The organism is Streptomyces sp. NPDC005576, from assembly GCF_042871745.1.
GTDB lineage: Bacteria > Actinomycetota > Actinomycetes > Streptomycetales > Streptomycetaceae > Streptomyces.
In genome coordinates this window covers 1-26180 of the sequence record NZ_JBIAJC010000014.1, presented here as the reverse complement: position 1 = coordinate 26180, position 26180 = coordinate 1, and the positions used below count along the sequence as shown (strand labels likewise).

9 protein-coding genes are annotated in these 26180 nt (G+C 71.9%); all 9 read left to right on the top strand.

Annotated features, from left to right (window positions below):
- Positions 1-270 precede the first annotated feature (270 nt).
- On the top strand, positions 271-1668 hold the full coding sequence (gene eccD, locus ACFYPN_RS24445; protein ID WP_389301003.1) for a type VII secretion integral membrane protein EccD: 1398 nt from the start codon (positions 271-273) through the stop codon (positions 1666-1668).
- Positions 1669-1709: 41 nt separating this feature from the next.
- Positions 1710-3185, top strand: a complete 1476-nt coding sequence (eccB, locus tag ACFYPN_RS24440; protein WP_389301000.1) for a type VII secretion protein EccB — start codon at positions 1710-1712, stop codon at positions 3183-3185.
- Positions 3186-3275: 90 nt separating this feature from the next.
- Positions 3276-3611: a hypothetical protein gene (locus tag ACFYPN_RS24435; RefSeq protein ID WP_358763746.1), complete on the top strand. Its 336-nt coding sequence runs from the start codon at positions 3276-3278 to the stop codon at positions 3609-3611.
- Positions 3612-3681: 70 nt separating this feature from the next.
- Positions 3682-3996, top strand: a complete 315-nt coding sequence (locus ACFYPN_RS24430) for a hypothetical protein (RefSeq protein ID WP_358763744.1) — start codon at positions 3682-3684, stop codon at positions 3994-3996.
- 22 nt (positions 3997-4018) lie between these two features.
- On the top strand, positions 4019-4477 hold the full coding sequence (locus ACFYPN_RS24425; RefSeq protein WP_358763742.1) for a type VII secretion system-associated protein: 459 nt from the start codon (positions 4019-4021) through the stop codon (positions 4475-4477).
- Between the two features lie 228 nt (positions 4478-4705).
- On the top strand, positions 4706-7675 hold the full coding sequence (locus tag ACFYPN_RS24420) for an AAWKG family protein (protein ID WP_389300996.1): 2970 nt from the start codon (positions 4706-4708) through the stop codon (positions 7673-7675).
- Positions 7672-8130: a YbaB/EbfC family nucleoid-associated protein gene (locus ACFYPN_RS24415; protein WP_358763738.1), complete on the top strand. Its 459-nt coding sequence runs from the start codon at positions 7672-7674 to the stop codon at positions 8128-8130. Before ACFYPN_RS24420 ends, ACFYPN_RS24415 begins: the two co-directional genes overlap by 4 nt.
- A gap of 383 nt (positions 8131-8513) precedes the next feature.
- The gene (locus ACFYPN_RS24410; RefSeq protein ID WP_358763736.1) at positions 8514-8849 is read left to right on the top strand and encodes a hypothetical protein; all 336 of its coding nucleotides are present in this window, start codon (positions 8514-8516) and stop codon (positions 8847-8849) included.
- Between the two features lie 354 nt (positions 8850-9203).
- A partial coding sequence (locus ACFYPN_RS24405) for a hypothetical protein (RefSeq protein ID WP_389300991.1) occupies positions 9204-26180 on the top strand: 16977 nt, incomplete at its 3' end.

Genomic DNA, 26180 nt, shown 5'->3' with positions numbered 1-26180 from the left:
GCCCTGGTAGCTCCGCTACGAGGCTGCCCCGCCGCCTTGCGGTCAACGGCGGTGCGGGGGAGGCGGCCAGGAGAGCACTGCCCCGGGCGGAGTCGGGCGGGTGCGCCGCGACTCACCAGCATGGGTGCGCACGTGTCGTACCGGCCGGATTCCCCGCGGAATTACGTCATTTCTACGAAAGGGCCCACCGGCCTCGGCAACTAGGGTGAAGCCCATCCCCACTTCCCCTTCCCCCCTGTCCCGTTCCCCTTCCGAGAGGCCCATCCCCCGATGACCGAGGGTGCATTGGCGGGACTGTGCCGCCTGACCGTCAGACTCCAGGACCGCGTCGTGGATCTGGCCGTCCCGGTGGACATACCCGTGGCGGACCTGCTGCCCGCAGTGCTCCAGTTCGCCGGCACCGAGGTCGAGGAGACCGGCATCGAGCACGGAGGGTGGGTCCTGCAGCAGCTCGGCCGTCCACCGCTCGACGAGGAAGCCACCCTGGGAGCCATCGAGCTCCGCGACGGCGAGACCCTCCATCTGCGGCCCCGCGCAGAGGCCATGCCGGAAGCACACTTCGACGACCTGATCGACGGAATCGCCACCGCCATGGAACGGCACAGCGGTCACTGGACGGATCAGACCACCCGGCGCCTCCTCCGCGGCCTGACCGGTTGCCTGCTCGGCGTCGTCCTCGTCGCGCTCATACTGCCCGGCTGGGCGGCCTCCGAACGCACCCTCGCCGCCGTGACCTGCGCCGTACTGCTGTACTCCGTCGCCGCCGCGGCGAGCCGGGCGCTGGGCGACTCCGCCTCCGCCGCGCTGCTGGGCTGTTCGGCCGTACCGTTCCTGGCGCTCGCCGGCTGGGCGGTACCGGGTGGCCCGACCAGCGGACCGCTCGCCCTGGAGGCGAACGGGTTCCGGCTCCTGTCGGCCGGCGCCGCCGCCACCGGCGCCGCCGTACTGGCGCTGGTCGTGGTCGGCGCCTTCCCCCAGCTCTTCGCCGCCACGGCGGTCTGCTGCGCCTTCGCCACGACGGCCGGTGCGCTGACTGCCGGTTACGAGCTCCCGATGGCACACGTCGCCGCGGCGATCGCACTGCTCGCCGTCACCGTGGGCGCCTTCGTCCCGGTCATCGCCTTCCGGGTGTCGGGCATGCAGATGAGACCACTGCCCACCAGCCCGCAGCAGTTGCAGGAGGGCATCGAACCGTACGCGAGCGAGGAGGTCACCGCCCGGTCGGTGGTCGCCGCCACCTGGATGACGGCCCTCTACACCGCGGTCGGCGCGGTCTGCACCGTCAGCCTCGCCCTGCTGGCGCGGGAGGCGGAGCTCGCCGAGACGCTCACCGGCGCGGTGCTCTCGCTGCTGCTCCTCCTCCACGGCAGGAACCTGGGCAGCACCCGGCAACGCCTCGCCGTACTGCTGCCGGGCTTCTGCGGGGCGGTCCTGCTGGCGCTCGGCCGAGCCTCCGCCGAGCCGACGGACCGGCTCACCGTCTTCGTCGCACTGGTCCTGGCGACCGGTGCGCTCACCCTCGCCATCTGGCTGATCCCCGGCCGACGGATGGTGCCCTACTGGGGCCGTGCCGCGGAACTGTTGCACTCGCTGACCGCGATAGCGCTGCTGCCGCTGGTGCTGTGGACGCTGGAGGTCTACTCCCGTCTGCGGAACATGACCGGCTGACCACATCCCCGCAACCCGACGACCGAGGATCGGAACGAACCGTGCAGTCCAAGCGCGACCAGGTCCAGGCCCATCTGTTCCTGATGAACCGACTGAGCTCCGGTCTGCTCCTGGCCGATCCCGACAACCCGGAGAGCCCCGGCGGGCGCACCCACCGGGGACTCTTCTTCGGACTGCTGGGCGCCCTGGTGGGCTGCCTGGTGGCAGCCCTCTGGGGCGCGGTCTCACCCGGGACGAAGACCTCCTGGCAGGAGGAGGGGACCATCGTCATGGAGAAGGACACCGGAAGCCGCTACCTCTACGTCGACGGCCGGCTGAGGCCGGTGCAGAACTACGCTTCGGCCCGGCTGCTGCTCGGTGCCGACCCGAAGACGGCCTCGGTGACCAGCAAGTCGACCCAGGGCACCCCGCACGGGAGGCCGGTGGGAATCCCCGGTGCCCCGGACGACCTGCCGGGCGCGGACCAGCTCACCGGCGACCCCTGGCAGATCTGCTCCGACCTGCGGGTGCAGGTCTCCGGGCAGACGTCGGTACGCACCCGCCTCGCGGTCGGGGCGGCCATGGCGGGGAAGCCCCTGCGCGACTCGGAGGCGGTGCTCGTCGAGGCACCGGACCACACCCGCCATCTGGTGTGGCACGGCACCCGGCTCCGACTGGACCAGGACAGCGGAGCCGCGGAGTCCCTCGGGTACGGATCGGTCCGGGCCAGACCGGTGTCCGAGGCGTTCCTCGACGCACTTCCGGCCGGCCCCGACCTGGCGCCCCCCACCGTGACCGGCCGCGGTGAGCCTGGTCCGGAGCTGGCGGGCCGGCCCACCCGCGTCGGGCAGCTGTTCACCCTCCGGCCGCCGGGCTCCGCCCTCGAGTACCACCTGCTGCTCAGGGAGGGGCTGGTCCGGCTGGGTGCCACCGGAACGGCCCTGGTGCTGGGCGACCCGCGGACGCGGACCGACGCGTACGGGGGCAAGGCCCCGGAACCACGCCCGCTGACCGGGGACGAAGCCCGGGGCCATCTCGCCACCGCAGCGGCCCCGTCCGGCCTGCCGGACACCCCACCGCGCGCCCTCGACGTGCCGGACGGGTCGGATGCCTGCGTCCAGATGAAACCGGGCGACGGCGAGAGCCGGGCGCCGAGCGTGGCCGTGGTGGCGGGGGACCTGCCCCCGGAGGACGTGGCGCTGCCCCCCACGGACCATGTCGCAGAGGCATGCCTGCCCGCGGACGTCATCGCGGTACGCCCCGGTGAGGGCGCGCTCATCCGCGCGCTGAGCAGTGCCGGGACGCAGATGGGCGACACCACCTACCTGGTGACGGACACCGGGGTCAAGTACCCCCTGGCCTCGGAGGAGGTCCTGGAGGACCTCGGATACACCGTCGCTGAGGAGCGAGGACTCCCCTCGGCGGTTCTCGCCATGCTGCCGACGGGCCCCGTACTCGACCCGGAGGCGGCGGCCGGCGCGGCGGCGGCCACCGTCCCGGACCTCTGCGGGAACGGCGGTAGTACAGGAACGTCTTGAAGAACCGTCACCTGACGTATGGATTGGCGCGTTGAAAAACAGAATCGTTGACGGCAGCAAGCGTGCGTGTGGCCGACAAGGGAGAGAGACATGGCAGGCAAACTGAGGGGCGATTTCCTCCAGGACGCCAGGGTCCAGCAGGGCATGCTGGATGCGGCGACCGAGATCAAGCGCATCGAATCCCAGGGTGCGCAGACCGCTGAGCACCTGGCCGCCTCCTACAAGGGCGCCGACGGCGCGGCCTACCACAACCTCGTCCAGGGGTGGCTGGGCTACATCAACCAGATCGTCACCGGCATGAACACGATGGCGGAGACCTCGAAGTCGGCCTCCAAGACGACCGCCACCCTGCAGCAAGGCGCGGTCGACGCGATCCGCTCCGCGGGCGCCTCGCGTGCCTACGGCGCGCTCTCCGGCAACAACTGAGCCGTCCCCGCCGCGGCCGTGAGGTCACGCCCTCCGTCTCAGCATCACCTTCGCAACCAAGGAGTACACCATGGCCGACGACGGCATCGTCTTTGTCGACTACGCCGGTACCAGTGACGTCGCTGACACCCTGATCGCCTACAGCAAAGCGATCAACGGGGTGTTGGAGCAGCTGGAGAACAACGTCAAGAACTGGCTGCCCTCGTCCGAGGGTGACGCGGTGGCTGCTTTCACCAACAAGGTGAACGAGTGGCAGCGGCACGTCGTCGAGGCGGTCGACTCCGTCACCCATGACGCCAAGCTGCTCGCCGAGATCACTTCGGGTTGGAACACCACGGACAGCAAGCTCAGCGACCAGTGGCAGAGCACCAGCCCGATCGGCTGACTCTGGTTTCCCAGGAGGCGACATGGCGACCGACGCCCAACTCACCACACTCGATTCGGCGGCGCTCCAGAAGTTCATCGCGGGACCGCTGACCGAGTTCATCAACGACCTGGTCAAGGTGAGGAGCGACGACGGCAACACGCTCGCCGTGCGCTCGGTCGCCAATGGCTACACGCAACCGGACACCTTCTACCTGACCAAGCCCCTGGCTCTCGGGTACATGGGTGCCGACGACACGGTGCACGGCAGCGCCTTCAACAGCAAGACGCTCTCCTTCGCCCAGGCGCTGGACGGCATTCTGCAGGCGCAGAGCGACAGCGTCCTCCCGCACGTCAAGGAGGGGCTGCAGAAGGTGATCACGGAGTTCATGAAGCAGCAGGGCGCGAACCTCGAATCCATCAAGGCCAGCGACTTCCTGGAGTACGTGAAGGTCGACAGCGCAACCACCCTCGACCCGACCAAGATCCCCGCGACCACCTGACGCCACCGGCCGGGGGGGGGGGGGGGCCCCCCCCCCCCCCCCCCCCCCCCCCCGGCCCCCCCCCACCCCCCCCCCCCCCCCCCCCCCCCCCCCCCCCCCCACCCCCCCCCCCCCCCCCCCCCCCCCCCGGGCGGCGCGCCCCGCGCACCCGCCCCGGGCCCCCCCCGCCCGCGTGGCCGACCGGCAACACCCGACGCAGCACGTCACGAAGCATGGAGCCGAAGCGCGATGGCCGACGACGACTGGGGCCGCACCGTACGGCTCCTGACGGGATACGAGGTGCCCGACCGGGCCACCCTCTTCGACGAGCTGAAGGGCAGCGACGGCAAGACGCCCCTTCTCAACGTCAAGATCGAGAACGTCGGCCTGAACGTCTCGCTCCACGATCTCGGGGGGCAGGTCGGCGCCAACGCCGACGGCCACGCCTATGTGCTTCCGTACTACACGCCCCAGGGCAGCGGGCTCAACCTGCACAAGATCTCGATCGACTTCCTGTGGAACCCCGGCGAACGGCCGTCCCAGGGTCCGGGCATGCCTCTGGACAACTTCATCTTCGGCTCGCAGGTGATGCTGGAAGCGCTCGCCGGACCGCCCTTTTCGACGGAGAAGCTGGGATTCGGCGGCCTGTCCGTACCGGACAACGGAGCCGTCGCCCTCAAGACCTTCTCGGACGTCGCCGGCGCGTTCGACCGGACCGCGGAGTTCTTCACGCAGCACGAAGCCGCCCTCAAGGAGTGGCTCGACAGCTTCGGCAAGGACGACGCGAGCTGGAAGGGGAACGCGGCCGGCGCCTTCCACGACGTTCTCGCCACGCTGCACCGGAACTACGGCGATTACAAAGAGCAGTTGGTCCCGCCCGGGTTCTCGCCCACGAATTTCGCGCTCTACCCGGTGCAGGGCAAGGGCGCCTCCAGCACCAAGCAGGGCGACACGCTCGTCGGAGCGGCCAACGAGATCCACCAGGCGTCCTGGGAACTGTCCCAGGCATGGCACCAGTGGGCCGCCGATCCGGACTCCAACGCCATGGGCATAGCGGCGCGGCTGATCAACGAGGTCGCCCAGTGGGTCCAGGACACCAACCTGTCCAAGACGGGGCTGCACAACCAGCCGTCGGGCGGCATGTGGAGCGGACCCAGCGTGCCCCCCACCACGGTGGTGGCCATGCCCGGCTTCACAGCGGGCCACCCGGTCTGGGGCGACCTCTCCAACCTCGATGCCTGGGCCAACATCGGTACCCACTCCGTCTGGCAGTGGAACCAGAAGGTCCAGGGGCTGCTCGGCGATCCGGCGCGCACCCAGGTCAGCAACGTCAACAACGCCCTCATCCAGGCGTCCGAGGTGGTCGGCCAGGGGTTCAAGACCCTGAACACCACGTCGATCAGCACCTACCAGGGCAGCGGGGGCGGGAACGGGGGCCTGGACGACATCACCAAGGACCTGAACGACAGTCTGGGCAACTTCTCCAACAACCTGAACGACAGTCTGGGCAACGTTTCGGACAACCTGGGTAGCGGGCTGGGGAGTTTCTCGGACAACCTCAATGACAGTCTGGGGAACGCTTCCGACAACCTGGGTAGCGGGCTGGGGAGTTTCTCGGACAACCTGAACGACAGTCTCGGGAACGTCTCCGACAACCTGGGCAGCGCGACGGACAACCTGGGCAGTGTCACGGACAACCTGGGGAGTGCGACGGACAACCTCGGTGCCGGGCTGGGGAGTTTCACGGACAACCTGGACGACAGCCTCGGGAACGTCACGGACAACCTCGGCAGTGCGACGGACAACCTCGGTGCCGGGCTGGGGAGTTTCACGGACAACCTCGACGACAGCCTCGGGAACGTCACCGACAATCTGGGCAACGTCACCGACAACCTCGGCCAGGGCCTCGGTTCCCTCACCGACAACCTCGGCAACGACCTGGGGAGCCTGGACGGCCTTACGGCGAACCCGCAGGACCCCACGGGCACCGGTGGCCTCGGCTCTCCCCTCGTACCGACGCTGCCGAACTACTCGTCCGGCACCGGACTCGGCGCGGGCACCACCACCGTGAGGAATCCGGACGGCAGCACCACGACCACCTACCCGGACGGCCTGGTCACCACCACCGCCCCGGACGGAACCGTGACGGTGCGTACCCCCGACGGGGCGACGATCGCCCTCAACCCCGACGGGACCCCGACACACCTGCCCGACGGGACCACCGTCAGCCTGGGGTCCGACGGATCGCTGGTGACGCAGAACCCCGACGGTACGACGGTCACCCACAGGCCCGACGGATCGCTCATCACCCAGAACGCCGACGGTTCGGTGGTCACCACCAACCCCGACGGCTCACAGTCTTTCGCCTCGCCCAACGGGTCCGTCACCACCTTCGGACCCGACGGCTCGGAGACCGTCGTCTCGCCCGACGGCACCGTCTCGTACACCAGCCCGGACGGGATCACCACGATCACCGCGCCGGACGGCGCCATCACGACCTTCGGACCCGACGGTTCCGCCACCACCGTCCATCCCAACGGCATCACCACCACGGTCGGCAGCGACGGCCTCACGACCGCCACCGGGCCGAACGGCGAGACGATCACCGGCAACACGGTCCCCCTCATCAGCCAGGGTGACACCGGCGGTTCGGTGCTCGACACCATGAACTCCCTCGGGTCCCTCGGGACGAATCCGGTCGCCGACACCGCACAGGCCCTCCAGCCGCCCGCCTACGAGGAGGCCGGCTACGACACCTCCACCGACTTCCCCTCGTACGGGTCCGACACCGGGCTGGGCCTCGACGGTGGTTACGGCGGTTCCTACGGGACCGACCCGTCCGCCGCCGCGGCCGCCGCCCACATGGCGGGCATGGGCGGACTCGGTGGACTGGGCGGGCTCGGCGGCCTGGGCGGAATCAACGGAGCCCTCGGCGCGGACCGCATGCGGGAGGCCATGGGAGACGCGGGCGGGACCACCACCGCCAGGCCCGCCCAAGCGGCGACCGGCCAGAGCAGCAGCACCCCGCCCTACATGCCGCCGGCCTCCGGCCAGGGCGGCCAGAACACCGAGAGCAAGGACCGCGAGCGGGCCAACTGGATGGCCGAGGAAGAGGACGTCTGGGGCACCGAGGACACCGGCAACCCCGCCGTCATCGGCCGGCAGGAGCAGGTGGAGAGCAGCCAGCGCAACCAGTTCATGAGTGGAGATCAGAGATGACATCGATGGAGGACCGGGTCGCCCAGGCATGGGCGGACCTGGAGAAGGCCCAGGCAGTGACCTCGGACGTGCAGGAGAAGCTGGCCAAGTCGTCGGCCACCGCCACCTCGCGGGATCGTGCCGTGGAGGTCACCGTCGGCGCGCAGGGGCAGCTGAGTGGAGTGCGCTTCCTGGAGAACCGCTTCCAGTCCATGGCGGGGCCCCAGCTGGAGGCATCCATCCTCGAGGCCTCCGAAAAGGCGCGGGCGGACATGGCGTCCCGCGTGATGGACGCCTTCCTGCCGCTGACCGAGTTGTCGTCGGGGTACTCCGACATCCCCGGGGCGGCCACCGACTGGGAGGCGATCTTCGGCCAGGTGCTGGGCGACGTCACCGGCAAGAACCGGCCCACGACCGCCGACGACCAGCGCCTGCGCGACGAGATAGACGAGGACGACGAGCGAGCCGCCGACTGACCCACCTGGCCTCCAGCACCCGGGTACCGGTCGGCGTGCAGGGGTTCGGGCTCGCCCTGGTCGGGACCTTGGTCCATCAGGGCTACCGCACGTCGGGACGGGCGACGCACCGGCGGGGCGGGAAGTCCTCGCCCCGGACCTGCGGCTGACCGGGTAGGACGGCAGCCGGGCCCGGGACGACGTAGGGGCATGGTCCAGTCAACTGACGTATGGACCGGTCGCATGACGGACTGAATGCTTGACCCACGGTGCCCGGGCTCCAGATCGCCACTGACCTGCGCCGACGGTCATTCGTGTCACCACCTCGTCCGGAGACGGCTCGGCGGACAGGCCGACGGGCGCGGCGCCGGCCGACTCCCGGGCGGGCAGAAAGGACGGTTCACATGGCAAGCGGCAAGTTCTCCTCGGCTCCCGGCAACCTCGACAGCGCGAGCGAAGTGATGGACACCATCACGAGCATGTGGACGCAGGCGAGCCACCAGCTCACCAGCGCACTGGCCAGTTACGAAGCCTGGCCCGGCGATGCCGGGGACTCCCTGGCCGATCAGATCCGCCCCGACTGGACCAAGACCACCGCCGGTGTCAGTCAGGTCAGCAAGCAGTTGGGCGAGGCGCTGACGTCCGTCGCAGACGGCATCAACGGGACGAGCAGCGCGATCAAGAAGCAGCAGGGCATCACCGTGGACGAGATCAACCGCGCGGGCTCCGGCCGCCATTAGGCCGTGTCCGACCATTCTCGCCGGGCGGGCGGCGCCCGGCACGGAACCTCGCGGCGTTGCCGGATTGCCCGAGTACATCCCGTACACGGGCGATCCCCGCCTTGCGATGCACCGCGCCGGACACCGGATTGCGGGACAGCCCTTGAGGAAGTACGGAGTTAAGAATCGATGCCTGAGCACGGTGTGGGTGGTTCGCAGGGCGGGGGTGGTGAGGGTGGGGGTCTCCACGTCAGCAAGGCGGTTTCCGACCTGATGTTTCTCCTGACCGGTGAGCGGTTCCCCACCGGTCGGGAGCTTCACGCGTTGGCTGCGTCGCGGGCGTTGGTGCAGGTTGCTGAGGGTGTCGATGAGTTGGTGGCGTTCATCGATCAGTCGGTGAAGCGGACGGCCCCGAATTTTCCGGAGCAGGTGCGGGACCAGTTCGTCCGGTCGATGTCGGTGTTCACGGGGACGGGTGGTGGTGCGCAGCGGTACCTGGTGGATTTCAGTGGTCAGTTGCGGCAGGTGTCGGGGGGTGTGCAGAAGACCGCTTCGGACATTCTGGAGACGAAGTGGGAGTTGATCGCTGAGCTGGTTCGGTTGTTGATCGAGCTGGCTGTGCTGGCCGCGTTGGAGTTCTTTTTCCCGGGGACCGCGACGGCGGCGAAGGCTGCGTTGATGGCGCAGGCGCGGTTGCGGATGCTGGCGCGGTTGTTGGAGTTGTTGCATCGGGGCCGGGCGTTGTCGTTGTTGATGGCGGCGTTCCACGAGGGTGTGGATGAGGCGTTCCAGTCGCTGGCGGTGCGGTTGGCGATGATGAAGTTCGCGCCGGCGGGATTGCGTCCGGGAAGCGTCGACTGGAAGAAGATCGGCGAGTCGGCGCTGGTGGGCGGTCTGATGGGGGGCTTTTTCAAGCCGATCCACAGTGTGCTGGACCGGGGCAAGCAGTTCCTGCCGGGCGGTGCGGGAGGTTCGTCGACGGGGGCGATCAAGGGACTGGACAAGGATCGGTCCGGGTTGCCGGGCTACCACGCCCCAACCGGTGGGACCACCACGACCAGCGGGCCGGGCGGGGTGGGTACGCCGGGGGCGACGGGTACGCCGGGGACGTCGGGTGGGTTGTCGGCCGCGGGTGGGCCGTCGGGGTCGGGGCGTGCCGCGCGTCATACCTACGACTTCTTCAACGACGCCACGTCGGAGGGTCTGGCGGAGTCGTTTGCGGAGTCGGCCGCCGGTGTGCTGATGGGCCGGGGGTTCAGCTTCAGTGTGGGGACGGCGCTGGGTGCCGGTCTGAGCTCGATGTCGGAGCAGGTGCTCTTCGGCGGGGTGGCGATCGCGGCGGGCGCGTATCAGAAATGGCGGGGCGCACAGGCACTCACTTCCTCGCCCGGTGGCTCACCCGCCCCCGTCAACTCGCTGTCAACGGCTGCCGACACGAGCGGCACCAGCGGCACGACACAGGGCAGCGGGAGCGGCAGCAGCACCGGGGTGGCCGGCGGGTTGTTGGGAGGTCCGGGTTCCGCGTTCTCGACGGTGTCGGAGGCCGAGGGTGTCGGCTCCTGGCCCGTCGCGTCCGCGACAGGAACGCCGACGGCTGTTCCCGGAACAGGTGACGGCCGTAACACGACGGCGACCGACCCTGCTCCGTATACCGGTACGGGGGCCTCCGGGGTGGGAAACACCGGCGGAGCCAGGTCGGCATCGGACCGGACGCAGACGGTGGACCAGCCGGAGACGGCGGACCGGACGGAGAGTGCGAACGAGCCGCGGACCGCGAATCCGTCGGCCGTGGATCAGCCCGGGACGGTGGGCCGGCCGGAGGCAGGGGACCAGCCGAGCACTGTGGCCCGGCCGACGACCGAGGGAGCGGCGTCGCCGGTCACCGGCGCGGGGCCGGGGGCCGCCGCGACGTCCGGTGGTGGTGCGGGCGACGGCCGGGTGCGGGAGTCCGGGGATCCGCAGCCGGAGAGCGCTGCCGAGCAGGCCGTCGTCGAGGACGGGACAGAAGCGGCGCCGCAGATCAAGGGGTCCCCAGTGCCGTCAGGAGCGGATGTACCCGCCGCTGCCGTGGCAGGGCCCGCGTCGTCCACCGCGACCCCGGCCGCGGCGCGTACGGCGGACTGGGTCCGGCAGGTGCTGGGCTCGGAGCGGGCGGAGACCGGCGGCGGTCCCGCCGTTCCCGATTCCTCGCAGACGTCCGCCGTGGAGGCCGACGCGACCGAAGCCGTCCCGGGAGGGGCAGCCCCGGGAGGCGCCGTCCCGGAGAGCGGTACGCCGCTCGCTCCGGTGCTGGCTGTCCTGGGGGTGCAGCCCGGACAGGTGGCCGTGGCCGGCGACGGTCTGCTCGGCGCGCTCGTCGGCACGGGTGGGGGCGGTCACGTCACGGCCGGGGGAGCCGCGTCGGCTCCCGTGCAGACACGGGTGTCGGTCCAGGCGGGGGAGCGGCTGGCGGACGCGTTGACCGCCGAGCTGAACCGGCCGGCGACCGAGGGGCGTCCCCTCTGGGACGCCCTGGACGGGCGCGCCCAGGCCGCCTGGACCCAGGGTCTGGTCGGAGGCGGCTCCGCCCAGGCACCGGGCGCGTGGGGGGACGACCAGCGTCGCGCCCTGGTCGGCGCCCTGCGCGACCCTCAGGCAGCGCCTCAGGTGGCCGGGACCGGAACCCCGGCGGCCGAGGCGAACGTCCGGCAGCCGGCGCGGCCCGTGCCCACCGACGCCGTGGGCCCGGCCACCGAGTCGGGTACGTCCTGGCAGGAGGGTGCGGAGTCGGCCACGGACGGTACGGCCGCTTCGGAGAGCGGCGGGACCGGCTTCGACGACGACGCGTCCTCCGTCTCCAGCCACGTGAGTGACGACCTGTGGGACACCGGGAGCATCGCCACCGAGACCTCCGCGACGACCGCGGCCGGCGAACCCGGCATGCCCGGAGCCGTCAGCTTCCTGAGCCCGGCCGCCGAGCAGACGCCGACGTTCTGGAACGACCTCAAGGCGGAGACCGACAGCACCCTGCGCGACCTCGGCATCGACCGGACCGTCGACGTCGAGGAAGTGCGTGAGCTGTACACCTCCCTGTCGGCCGACGACCGGGCGCTCGCCCGCAACATGAGTGATCTCGCCTTCCGCATCGCCGCGCGGATCGCGGTCCCCGGGGGCCGTCTCGGACTGCCGGGTGGCGCGACGCTCGACGAAGACTGGATGCGGGACTCCGCCGACGTACAGGTCGCGGCGGCGTCCGAGATCCTGCGTCGGGAGGCTTCCGGCAAGGGCAAGAAGCGGGACCGGACCAGGGAGGAGCTGGAGGCAGCACTCGAGCGGTTCAGGGAGACCGAGTCCGATCTCGCGCAGGCCGTGACCGAGTACGCCCGCTGGAGCGACTACGCACCCGGCACGGGGGCGGCGGAGTCGCGCACCAGCCGTGAGCAGCACGAGGAAGCCACGGCGGCTTTCTACGAGGTCCAGCGGCGTCACGAACGCGCCGACGCCGAGTTGCAGACCGTGCTGGAGAGGGCGCAGAGGGACGCGGCGACCGGCGAGCAGCCGGACGCGTCCGCGCTGCCGACCGGGTCCGGTGAAGCCGCGAGCGAGTCGATGGCCACCACGTCCTCCGCCACCCCTGAGACCTCCCCGGTCTCCTCCGCCCCCGGGGCCACCACCGCCCCCACCACCCCTGTGACCACCACCGCTCCCGCCACGGAGACGGCCTCCTCCGCCGCCGACCCTGCGCCAGGGGAAGAAGCCGAGTCGGAGCCCATGCCTGCGTCCACGCCGACGCCCGCGCCGGCGTCGGCCCCGGAGCCCGTACCCACGGCGGAGCCCTCGGAGACCGTCGAGACGCCGGGGACCTCGGAGACCGTCGAGACGACGGAGGCCGCCGGCACCACCGCGCCCGAGTGGCGTGAGGTCGCTTCAGCGGGCCCCGGCGGTCGCCCCTACCGGGTCGAGGTGCCGGGCGGTCTGATCGAGGCGACGCCCGACGGCACCCGACTGGCCCCGAACGGCTGGGTGGCCTACGGAAGCGATCTCCTGCACCTGGAGAGCGCCATGGTGATGGACGGTTCGGACGGCCGGCTGGTCCCGGTCCCGCCGGAGTTCCTGGAGTACCTGGCGGAGTTCTCCGGGGCCCCCAAACTGACCCTGGGCCTCGACGGGCAGGGGCTGCTGTTCACGGGCGAGGACGGCGGCGCGAACGGGGAGAAGGGCTTCTCCCCGGTCCGGGTCGCGGTCATTTCCCCGCCGTCCGACGGGCCCGGCCCGGAGACCGTCGTACCCGCCCGCGACGACGAGGAGGGGGCCGTCGCAACCGGCCTCCCGGAGCTGCGCCCGGACGTCACGGAGGACCGGATCAGTGGCTGGGCCCGGAGCTGGGGCGTCCCGGAGCGGCGGGTCCACCTCGCGCTGCGGCATCCCTGGTTCCAGCCGAGCGAGCTGGACGGGCTCGCGAACACACTCGCCCTGTCCACAGAGGACCGCGCCCGGCTGTTGGACCTGTCCGAGGAGATCGGGCGCGTCCCGGTGGACATGCCTGCCCTGGCGGCCCAGTCGGGCATGCGCGCCCCCGCGGACTTCCACCGGATCGCCCTGGATCTGCGGATCGATCCCCGCCATCTGACGAACCTGTTCGGCGACCGGCTGCGGGAGCTCGGCCGCGGCATGGCCGAGGACGCCGGCCTCTTGGTCGCCTCGGTCCGCAACGACCTGCTGAAGACATACCCCGGGGCCACGCACCCGCGCGAGCACTCCTGGCTGCTGCGCGTGGCGGCCCATCACGACATCCCCTGGCGCGCCTTCACCGCCGGCGGAGTCCTCGGGTACCTGCACGACCACCGGCGGGAGGTCGGGCCGGCCTCGGTGCCGTACGACTCGCGGCCGGTGGCGGATCTGCTGGAACGCGCCCGCTGGGAACTCCCCCCGGTGTCCGCCGAGTCCCTCGGACACACGCCCCGTCAGCTCGCCGAACTGGCGCCTCGGATCGGCACCTCCAAGCACAAGCTCGCCGAGGCCGCCGGGTACTGGTGGTTCCGGCCCGGGGAGGCGCTCGGACTGCGACGCTCACTGGGCGTCTCCAGCGGCGACCGGTTGCTGGAGCTGGTCAAGGCGACCCACCGGGTCCCCACGGACATCGAGGACCTGGCGCGGCAGCTGGAGATCCCGCGTCCCAAGGACCTCTACCAGGTCGCCCGTGACCTGCGGGCCGACCCGCGCGACCTGGTGGCGCTGCTCGGCGACCGCCTCCGCGGGCTCGGCCGTCCGTCGGAGAGCGGGCCGACCGAGACCCCGGCGCGACTCGCGACGGAGATCCGCGGTCTGCTGCGGGCCACGTACCCCGACACCGGCAAGAACACGCAGGCGACGGCCTGGCTGCTGAAGGTCGCCACGCACCACGGTGTGTCGTGGGCCGACTTCGCTCACCACGGCGTCCTGGCGCATCTGCACGAGCACCGTGAGATCGCCGTACCCGGTACGACACCGTACGACTCCGAGATCGTCGGCGAGCTGGTGCGGAATGCCCCCCGGCGACTGGGGCCGGGGCGCCCGTACACGGCCGTGGAGCTCGACGGCTGGGCCGCGCTGCTCGGCTCCCCCGAGGTGTGGGTACGCCACATGGTCAGACAGCCCTGGTTCGCTCCCGGCCCGGCGGCGCGACTGCGCGGCCTGCTGGGCGTGCGCGACGGCCGCCGACTCCTCCGGCTGGCCGACGCCATCGGCCGCGTCCCGATGGACATCCCGCGTCTCGCGCGGCAGTCGGGGACGGCCCATGCCAAGGACCTCTACCGGGTGGCCCATCTGCTCGGTGCCGACCCCCGTGACCTGGCCAAGCTGTTCCCCGACCGGCTGGCAGCGCTCGGCCGTACGCCGGAGGACCGGGCGGACACCTTGGCGGCGCAGATCGCCCAGGCGCTGACGGACGGGTACCCCGAGGCAGGTCAGCAGCCCGGCGGGCACGCCTGGCTGCTGAGGGTTGCGGCCCACCACGACATTCCCTGGACGGTCTTCACCAGCGGCATCCTCCCCTCCCTCCGCGAGAACCGCGACACCGTCGGCCCCGGCCGCGCCCAGCCCGACTCGGCGCAGGTGGGAATGGTGGTCCTGCCGCCCGCCTACCGCAGGCCGCCGGCCTACTCCGACGTAGCCGGACCTGGCTCGGCAGGGTCCGGGCTCCCTGCCGAGGGCGCGCAACCCTCCACCGGCGAGACCGTACAGCTGCCGCTCGAGACCGCGGAGCTGCCGACCGGGTCCGACGGAGCCGGGCCGGTGGCCGAGGCCGCCGAATCGGCACCGGTCGCGGTGGCGCCGCCCGCCTACGCCGAGCCCGTCCGGCTCACGGAGCAGGAGGCCCTCGCCTGGGCCAGGCGATGGCGTGTGCCCGTGAACGTGGTCACACACCTCGGGCAGTACAGCTGGTTCCGGCCCGAGACGGTGGAGGAGCTGACCACGACCCTGGGCATGACGGACACCCGGCCGGTGCTGACTCTCGCCGGTGTGATCGGCCGCATTCCGACCGACATCCCGGCGCTGGCCCGTGAGGCCGGCCTGCCCGACGCCCAGAACCTCCTCCGTGGGGCCGCCGAGGTCGGGGTGGACCCGCAGGACCTGATGAAGCTCTTCCCTAACATGCTCGTCGTTCCGGATGGCAGCGGGCGCAACAGGTGGAGCGAACACTCCGCCGAACTGCTGGCGAAGCTGAAGGACGTTTTCGGCCGCCGGTCGGCCGATGAGAGGGAGCCCGCTTGGCTGTTCGCCGTCGCGGCCGCCTACGACGTGTCCGGAGTCGACCTCCTCGACGGCCGTTTCGTCGACTTCATGCGCCGACGCGGAGAGCCGCAGATCCTGACGCCGGTCGACGCCGCCGGGGTCGTCGAGGCCGTGGACGACTGGTGGCAGTCCGGTGCGCGGTACGGCAGAACCCACGCCGAGCCGGTCGCCGCCTGGGAGGCGGGGAAACCGCCCGCCCCGGGCCCCACGGCGCTGGCCGCCACTCCCGCCGGGCCGGCCGATGCGCCCGTACTCCCGACGGCCCCCTCGGTCGCCACCGCCACCGACACATACACCGCCACAGACCCCGACACCGCCACCGCCACCGCCACCGACGAGGGTCGGGCGGCCGACCCCGAGCGCCCGGTGCAGGCGCCGGAGGAGTTGGTGGGGTGGCTGAGGGTGCACTTCGGCAACGGGCGGCGGCAGGACGGCCGGCCTCTCCTCCCGCCCCAGGCCGACGCCGCGGAGACCGGGCCGAGCACCGACGCCGTCCGGATGCTCCGGGTGCTGCAGAAAGAGCTCGTCGTCGGATGGGGCGGGCTCATCCAGAGGGCGAGCGGACTGCTGCGGCCCTTCCTCGGCCGCCGGACCATGACGGACGGGGAGCGGAGCCAGCAGGCCGGAAGCGTGCGGCGTGAGGCGCTGATACGGATCGCTTCGGCCCTCCACGAGGCACCGGACCGGACGACACGGCTGCTGATCGAGGCGGCAGCCGGCCGCGACGTGGACATGGTGCTGCCTCCCGGCGGCGCCCCGCCGCAGAGCGGGCCGAGCGCCCGGCGGTTCGGCCGCGCCCAGGCCCTCGAACTCGCCCGCACCGCGGTGGTGGCCGACATGTCCGCCGCGGCTGCGGCGGGCCAGTTCGTCCGCAACGCCACGGCCGAGAACATGGCGGCCAACGACCTGGCCACCTGGTTCATGGAGCTGGTGTCGCGTACCCGGGTCCCGAGCTCGTTCGAGCCGTCCGCCGCACTGGTCAGGATGTACGCCGCCATCCCCCAGGACCGGCGCGGGAACGTCCAGCCGGACGTGCTGCCGTACCTGTACGAGCAGCCCGACCTGGTGGCCGCGGTCGGCGGTAACCCGCGGGTGAGGGTGGGAATGGTCACCCGGCCCGGGCTGGCGCGACTGCTGGGTGCACACCCGAACCTCACCAGGGAACTGGTGTCCGTCCAGAACAACGCCCGGCTCGCCGACGACGCAGCCGCCCTGGTGAAGTATCCGGAGACCGCCGCCGCGCTGGAGAACGACGCGGTACTGCGGCGGCAGATCGTCGGAAGCCTCCGTCTGGTCGACGTCCTCGGCGGAGACCTCACGCTCCTGCGCGCGACCGTGGACAGCCCATGGCTGGAGCGTGCCCTGACGGAGCTGCCACAGCTGACCGAGGTGGTGCGGACGGCCGACGCCCCCCTGAAGGTCATCAGGACGCTGAACAGCCACATCAACCTCCTGCTGGCGATCCGTGCGACCCGGCTCCACCCCGGCGCGAGCGTGGACGTCGACCGGCTCCGCGGGATGCTGGCAGACGCCGGACTGATGCGGGCGATGAACCGCTACCCCCAGCAGCTCTCCACCGTCTTCCGGGTGCCGGGCCTGCTCGCGGCCACCCAGGAGGACCCCGGTCTGCTGGCGGTGCTGGACAGCGACCCGGACCTGTCGGACGTACTGACGGAGACTCCGGAACTGGCGACCCGACTCGCCGGGGTGCCGGAGTTGCTGCGGGTGGCCTTCGGCAACAGCGACCTCGCCGAGGCACTGTCGTACGACCCCCGCCGGTTCGACGCCGCCCTCCCCGACGCCGAACTCCGGGAACTGCTGCGCTCCGCGGCTCCGCGGCGGCAACCCGCACGCCGCGAGCCCGGACCGCAGGCGCGGCCCGTGCAGCGGCTGCTCGCCGATCCGGTGGTGCAGGCGGCGCTCCAGGGGCACAACGAGCTCACCACGGAGTTGATGAAGGCCCCCGCCCTCGTGGAGGTCCTGCTGGCACACCCGAATCTGCTGCGGGCGCCCCACGAGTACCGCAGGCTGCTGGCACCCTCGAACGCCGAGCTGCGAGCCCGGCTCACGCCGGGCTCCCCCCTGCTGGAGGAAGGCGTCCTGCGGTCCGTGCTGCGGGCCCCCGCGCTTCCCCAGTCGATCGCCGAGGCGTTCCGTAGTCCCACCGCTGCCGTGAGCCCCGCCGACCCTCGGAACCAGTACGGCAGGGCACTGGCCGACCGTCCCGGGATGCGGCCCCTGGTGCACGCCGACTCCGGCTTCCGCGAGTTCCTGGTCGCCTTCCAGACCCTGCTCGACCGGATCGACGGGATCACCGGCTTCGGCGAGGCCCTGCGCGTCGAGGGGCGCCTCTCGGCGTTGTTCAGCCGGGACCCGTTCGTCCTGCAGTTCCTCGACCAGAACCCGGCTGCGCTGCCCGCTCTGCTGGCGAACGAGTCGGCGCTGCTGGAGCTGGTTCTGGCCGCCCGCCACGTGACGGGTGCGCTGCGCCAGTTCCCCGAACAGCTCGCCGGCGTGATGGAGCGTCCGGGACTGCTGCGTGCCCTGGCCGCCCACCCGAACGACGTGACCCTGTCGCCGCACTGGACGAAGCTGTTCGAGGACCCGGCGCTACTGGAGGTCCTGGACAGCGATGCCGGGCTGACCCTGGTCGGTGCGCTCGCGGCCGATCCCGACCTGCTGACGGACGCGCTGGGCCGGGAGGCGTTCGTCGAGGAGCTGAAGCGGCCGGGTGGGACCGAGCGGTACGCGGCACTCAGCAGGACCCCCGGAGTGCTGGCCGAGGCGGTGCGGAGCGAGGAGCCCAGCATCACCAGGAGCGGCATCCCGGTTCCGGCCGGGCTGGCCGGCCTCGCCCTGGCGGTCACCGCCCTGCCGGAAGGCGAAGCCGCAGCGCGGATCGACGAAGCGGTCGCCCGCGGTGGTCTCGCCGCTCACCGCGGTGCCGCCATGGGCGCCCTCGGGGCGCTCAGAGAGCGCCCGGAGCTGAGGGAGGCCATCGACCGCGAGTTCGGTGTCATCCTGGCGATGCTGTCGAACCCCGAGCTGACGCCGACGCTGCTGAAGCGGCCCGAGCTCATCCGCTACCTGGCCGATCACACCACCGGCGCACTCAAGGCGGTGCACGACCGCCCCGAGTTCACCCGCGGGCTGCGGGAGAACGGCAGGCTCTACCTCCGGTTCATCAGCGAAACCTTCTTCGTCCACACCCTGGCGAGCCCCACCAGCGACTCCTTCGCCGAAGCACTCGGACGGAACAGGGAGTTCATCCGTGTCCACGAACTCGGCCGTCCCCTGCCGGGGGCGCTGGGCGGCGCGGGCGTCTTCTTGGTCATGGCCAGCGAGGCCGTCTCCGCCGCTGTGGCGGACGGCAAGGACGTGGCCGCCGGACTCGCCCAGAGCCCCGGACTGGTCCAGAAGCTGTCGGCCCTGTTCGTCGACGACCACGACGGGGTCGTCACCGGTCCGCCGTGGGAGACGGCGGAGGCGGTGGCACGGCTGGTCGTGTCCAGCCCGACCCTGCTGCGGGCGGTCGTGGAGGACCCGGAGCGGTTGGACGGACTGGTCGACTGGCCCGAGTCCACCCGCGTCCTGACGGAGAACTCCCGGGTACTGAAGACTCCGGCGGCAGCGGGCGCACTGCTGGACAATCAGCGGCTCCTCGCACGCTTCCACCAGTACCCGGAGCAGGCGGCGACGGTGCTGCGGGCCCCCGGTCTGCTGCTCGTGGCCGACCAGGCGCCGCGGCTGGTCAGCGCCATGGCGCATGCGGAGCCCCTGGCCGGTCTGCTGGGGCGCGACCAGAGCGCGCGGACGCTGCTGTGGAAGCAGCCCGAGATCGTCGACGATCTTTTGCGGAGTCCCGGGCTGGCCCAGGCCCTCAGCGGTCTGCCGGGCCTCGTGGAGGCCCTGGGGAACCGTCCCGCCGTCGCCGGGCTGCTGCGGCGGGCCCCGGGCCTGCTGGAGGTGCTGCGGGCGCGCCGCACGCTGGTCGCCGATCTGGCCCAGGACTCCGCGCTGTGGCGCGCGCTGACGCAGTCGCCCGCCCTGGTGGAGGTGGTGTCGCAGTCGGCGCGGGTGCTGCGGCATCTGCGCAGTCGTCCGGCGCTGGTCGGGGTGCTGGCGTCGGGTACGGACCAGGTCGCCCTCTCAGGTGCTCAGTTGCGGGCGGTGCTGTCGGACGACGAGCTGACGGCGGTACTGGACAGTCAGCCGGGACTCGCGGCGCTGGTACTCCGGTCGCCGGAGCTGGCGGACCGGGCCGTGCGGGAGACCGCGTTCGCCGACCGGGTGCGGGGTCTGGCCCGCGACCCGGGCAGGTTCGAGAGGCTGCTGCGGGCGCCGGGCGTGCTCCTGGCCGAGCTGGACCGGCCGCAGACGGCGTCCAAGCCGACCGGGCAGGCCGGGCGGCAGGCATCCGGACCGGGTGCCCGCGCCGAGCGGTCCGGTACGTCGGCCGTCCCCTGCGGGCAGGGGACCGCGACGACCGTCCGCCCCGAGCGGAGCGGCACGGTGCCCGCTGCGCTCAGGCCGTTGGAGCGCGACCACCGGGAGGTGCTGGTGGCGCTGAGCCGGGACGAGGAAGTCCTGGGTCTGCTGGAGAAGACCGGTCTGCTGGGTCGTGTGGTGGCGTCTCCGGAGTTGGCGGCGCTGGTGGCGGCCTTCCCGGACCTGGCGGAGGAGTGGCAGTCGGCGCCGGGGCGGATGGAGGAGTTCCGGTTTGGTACGTTCCTGGGCCGGGGTGGGGCGAGCTGGGACTTGGAGCGGGACTTCGCGGCGTACGCGGATCAGCTGGGCGCGTTGGACGTGTCGTTGCACGGGGAGTCGCGCGGGTGGGTGCGGGGTGCGGTGGAGCCTGCCTGGCGTGCGGCGGAGTCGGCGCACCGCGCGACGGTGGCGGCCGAGCAGCAGGAGCGTGAGGAGCGGCTGGGACGGTTCCAGGCGCATCTGCCGGAGACATGGGAGTACAGCGGGCACGTCCAGTACGGCAACCGCCTGGGGGAGGGGTCGTTCACCGCCGTGCAGCGCCGGACGCTGACGGCACTGGCGCAGGGGGCGAGCCGTCCGCGGGAGTCCGCTGTGCGGGTCAACCAGGCGCTCCACGCGCACCTGGACAGTGGCAGCGGTGGAGTGTCGTTCGCGTACGTGCTCGGTGCGGACGGCCGGGTGGGCACGCTGGTCTACGGGCTGAGTACGTCCCGGCAGGGCAACGACTACCGGTGGGACGGCCACGGCAGCACCTACGTCTCCGGACCGCTGCGTCTGGAGGCGGCCGAGGACGCCCCGCAGCTGCTCGCCTCCCAGCAGCTGGTCCAGTGGATGGCGAGCGGCACGACGGAGAGCCCGGCCGTCAAGAGCAAGCGCGCGAAGAAGGCGAAGGGGAAGGGAAAGGCGGCCGGCTCGGCCGGGGACACAGGCCGGCAGAGCGCACCGGCGCCTCAGGCCGGTACCGGACCGGTGCAGCAGGCGGACGAACTGGTCCGGTGGCTGGAGACCGCGTTCCGTACCGGGGTGGAGACGGCCGACGCGGACCTCGACGCGGACGGCCTCACCCCGGAGGCCGCGCGGATGCTCGCGGCGCTGAAGCGCGGTCTTCCCTCTGGCTGGGACGCGCTGGTCGGTGAGGCGAGCGGCCTGCTGCGGCCGTTCGTCAGTGGCCGGGCGGTGACCATCGGTCAGGACCCGGAGAGCCGACGCATCCGGGCAGCCCAGTACGAGGCACAGGTGAGAATCGCCTCCGCCCTGCACGCCGACCCACGACGGACGAGAGACCTGCTGCTGGAGGCCGGACGCGCCACGGGCGACGGCGCCGCACTCCCCGGTGGCGCCCGTCCCCGGGCGCAGGCGACCGCGACCGCCGTCTCGCTGGGCGCCGCGGAGGCCCGTCGGCTCGCCCGTGCCGCGGTGGACGCCGAGGCGGCCGAGTTGGTCGCTTCGGGGCTGTACGCGCGGAACGCGGGTATCGAAGCCCATTCCGTCGGACAAGTGGCCTCCATGCTGACCGAGACGGTGCGGCAGGTCCGGGCCACACGCCCGTTCGAGCCCACCGCCGAGATGGCACGACTCTTCATCGGTGTCGACGAGACTTTGCGCGAGTCGGTCCGGCCCGACGCGCTGGTGTACCTGTCCGAGCAGCCGGACCTGCTGACGCTGGTGAGCGAGTCCCCCCGTCTGAGACCGGCCGTCCTCACCCAGGCCGGATTCGCGCAGTTCCTGCGTGCCTACCCGAACCTGACGCAGGAACTGGCGTCCACCGACACCGACGAGCCGCTGCACGAGCACGCGACGCACCTCATGCGGCACCGGGACGTCGCGGCGGCACTGGAATCCGACAGCAACCTGCGCCGGCGAGCCGTCAAGCGGATCACCATGATCAGCGCTCTCGGCGGCAAGCTCCCCCTGATACGGGGCGTCGGAAGCGTCTGGCAGCTGACCGCCACCGTCACCGAAGTGCCGCAGCTGGCCGAGGCGCTGCGGACGTCCGGTGCTCCCATGGCAGCGGTCAAGGTACTGATGGAGAACCCCAACCTCACCCTGGCCATGCGCAGGAACCCGGACGCCGTTCCGAACGCGAGGCGCTACCTGGACCTGCTGGGCAGTGCCGACCTGGTCCGGGCGTTGTACCAGCACCCCCAGCAGGTGGTGACCGTTTTCCGGGTTCCGGAGCTGCTGGCCGCGGCGCAACTGGATCCCCGGGTGCTGGGGGTGCTGGACAGTGATCCGGAGTTGTCGGACGTGCTGGTGGAGAGCCCTGCCCTGGCGCGTCGGCTGGCGGGGTCGCCGCAGTTGCTGCGGGTGGCTTACGCCAATCCGGGTCTGGCGGAGGTGTTGTCCTACCAACCACGGCGTTTCGATGCCGAGTCGGGCGACGAGGACAGGTTGGCGGAGCTGCTGCGGAGCGCGGTGGCGCAGGTGCCCGAGCGGCAGAACCCGGGGCCCGGTGCACGGCCGGTGCAGCGGTTGCTCGCCGATCCGAAGGTGCGCGCGGCGGTCACGGGGGAGAGCGAACTCAGCCGGGCGCTGTTCGACGCCGACCTCGTGGCGGTCCTGCTGGACCACCCGGACCTGCTGCGCGCACCCCACGAGTACCGCAGGCTCCTGGCACCCGAGAACGCGGAACTGCGCGCCCAACTCGTCCCGGGGTCGCTGCTGCTGACCGAGAACCTCCTGCGTACCCTGCTGCGCACCCCAAACTCGCACGCGTCCGTCACCGAGTGGTTCTCGCAGATCGGCACCGCCGCGGCGAGCGCGGACGACAAGCGGCGGATCTTCGCCGAGGCGCTGGCCCGGAACCCCCGGACGCGGGAAGCGGCCTACGCTGACGCCGGCTTCCGGGAGCAGCTCGTCCTGCTGCTCTCTTTCATCGACGAACTCGAAGACGTGCAAGGGCTGCCGGAGGCCCTGCGCACGGAAGGGCGTCTGCTGTCGCTCTTCGAAAGGAACTCCTTCTTCATCCGGCTGCTCAGGCCGCCCGCCACGGCTCTCTCCGCCCTGCTGGCGAACGAGTCCGCACTGCTGCAGCTCGCCCTGGCGAGCGAGAACGCCTCCGGGAGCCTGCTGGAGAAGCCGGAGCTCATCGACGACGTGGCCGGGCGTCCCCACCTGCTGCGGGCGCTGGCCGCCTACGAGAACAAGGTGACTCCCTCCCCGCACTGGGCGAGGCTCTTCGCCGACCCGGACGTGCTCACCGCACTGGAGAGCCAGGACGGCCTGGCCCTGGTCAAGGCGCTGGCGTCCAGCCCCGACCTGCTGACGGACGCGCTCGCGCGGGACGCGTTCCTCGCGGACCTGAAGGACGCCGACCGGCTGCGCGAGTACCTGGCACTCAGCCGATCGTCGGCGAAGGAGTTCGCCAAGGCGGTACGGGCCGCCGGTGAGATCAGCATCACAAGGAACGGGATTCCCGTGGCGGCCGGACCGGCCCACCTCGCCCGGCTGGTCCTCGACTCACCGGACGCGATCCCGGACTTCCTGGACCGCATACCGCCCGAGAACCGTGACCGCTACCGTGAGGCCGCACGGCAGTCGGTGCGTGCGCTGAACGAGCTTCCGCAGCTGCGAGGCGCCGTCCGCCGCGAGTTCGGCATCATCCTGGAGATGATGGAGAACAGCGAGCTGCCCTCCACGCTGCTGAAGCGGCCCGCCCTGATCGACCGGCTGGCCGACCCCACCTGGGGCTCCCTGCAGGCGATCCACGGCCGACCCGCCCTGACCGCCGCCCTGCGGGAGAACGGCACGCTGTACCTCCGCTTCTCCAACGACCGGTACCTGACGAACGCCCTGTCCAGCCCGGCGTACGACGACCTCGCCGACGTCCTGGCGACGAACCGCGAATACATCCGGTCCTACGAACTCATCTTCCCGGGCGCCCTCGCCGATCCTCTGGGCCGCAAAGTCATCGAGGCCAGCGAGGCCGTCGGCGCCGCCGTGGTGGACGACCCGGACGTGGTGACGTCGCTCAGCGACAGCCCCGCGCTGATGGAGAAGCTGTTCGACCTGTTCTACGTCGGTGAGAAGGGTCTCCTGGTCGAGGGGCAGGCGTGGGACGCGGCCGAGTCCACCGCGCGGGCCGTGGTCTCCCACCCCGCCGTGCTGCGGGCCCTGGTCGAACGTCCCGAGCTGCTGGACACGCTGGCCGCCACGCCCGCACTCTCCCGTGCACTGGCGGAGAGCCCCCGCGGGCCGGTGAACCCCCGCACGGTGATCGAACTGCTGGAGAACCGGACCCTGCTGGACGCTCTGCGGGCGTCGGAGGAACAGGCCGCAGTGCTGGTCACCAACGCCGGCCTGCTGGCGGTGGCGATGCGGACACCGGCCCTGGTCGGAGCGATGGCCGGGTCGGGACAGCTCTCGGATCTGCTCGGACGCGAGGACGTGCGGGCGCTGCTGGGGCAGCAGCACGAGCTGGCGCAGGACCTCGTGCGGACGCCTGGTCTGATACCGGTCCTGGGCGGCCTGCCGGGCCTGGTCCAGGCGATGCAGGACGACGCCGCCCTTGCCGGGCGGCTGCGGGCCCGTCCGGGTCTGCTCGCGGTGCTGCGGGCCCGTCGTACGCTGGTCGACGACATCGTCCGGAACACCGCGCTGTGGCGGGCGCTCACGGTGTCGCCCGCACTGGTGGAGGCGTTGTCGCAGTCCGCCCGGGTGCTGCGGCATCTGCGGAGGCGTCCGGCGCTGATCGAGGTGCTGGCGTCGGGGCCGGACTCGGTCGCCGTGTCCGGTGCGCAGTTGCTCGCGGTGCTGTCGGACGACGCGTTGACGGCGGTGCTGGACGGTCAGCCGCGGCTGGCCGGGCTGGTGCTGGGCTCGCCGGAGCTGGCGGACCGGGCGGTGGAGGACGCCGGGTTCGCCGAGAACGTGCGGGTCCTCTCCCGTGACGGCGGCTTCCGGGCACTGCTGGACCAGCCCGAGCTGTTGACGGCCGAGTTGGACCGGATGCGTGCGGCGTCGCGGGTGACCGGGCCGGCCGGGCGCGCCCCGGCGGGTACGCGCCGTGCGGAGCGGCCCGTCGCGGGAACCGGCTCGCGGACGCGGGTTGCCGCTGCCGGTGCTTCCCGGACCTCGGAGCCGGAGCCGCAGTCGATGGTCCGCCGCGTACCCACCCTCCGGCCGTTGGAGCGCGACCACCGGGAGGTGCTGGCGGCGCTCACCCGGGACGGCGAGATCGTGAACCTGCTCGACGAGGCGGATCTGCTGCCCCGGGTGGTGGCGTCTCCGGAGTTGGCGGCGCTGGTGGCGGCCTTCCCGGATTTGGCGGAGGAGTGGCGGTCGGCGCCGGGGCGGATGGAGGAGTTCCGGTTTGGTACGTTCCTGGGCCGGGGTGGGGCGAGCTGGGATCTGGAGCGGGACTTCGCGGCGTACGCGGATCAGCTGGGCGCGTTGGACGTGTCGTTGCACGGGGAGTCGCGCGGGTGGGTGCGGGGTGCGGTGGAGCCGGCCTGGCGTGCGGCGGAGTCGGCGCACCGCGCGAGGGTGGCGGCCGAGCGGGAGGAGCGTGAGGAGCGGCTGTCCGTCTTCCGTCCTCACCTTCCCGGCACCTGGCAGTACAGCGGCCGGGTGGAGTACGGCAACCGTCTGGGTGAGGGGTCGTTCTCGGCCGCGCAGCACCGGACGCTGACGGCACTGGCGCAGGGGGCGAGCCGTCCGCGGGAGTCTGCTGTGCGGGTCAACCAGGCGCTCCACGCGCACCTGGACAGTGGCAGCGGTGGAGTGTCGTTCGCGTACGTTCTCGGTGCGGACGGCCGGGTGGATCTGCTGGCCTACGGGCTGAGTACGTCCCGTCAGGGCAACGATTACCGGTGGGACGGCAACGGCAGCGCCTACGTCTCCGGCCCGCTCCCGCTGGAAGCAGCCGAGGACACTGCCGCGCTGACCGCCTCCCAGGAACGCGTCACACGGATCGAGACCCGTCGGGCCGAGAACCCGGGCTCCGGAAGGCGCAGGAAGACCGATTCCGGTGCCGTGCGTGGCGTGCCGGGGGGGAAGACCAGCCGGGCCGGGGCGGCGTCGGTGGTTTCCACCGCGGGTGTGGTGGTGCCGGTGGCGGTGGAGCCGCGGGGGTCGGGTGCGTTGGTGGAGCGGTTGCTCGGGTTGTCCGGG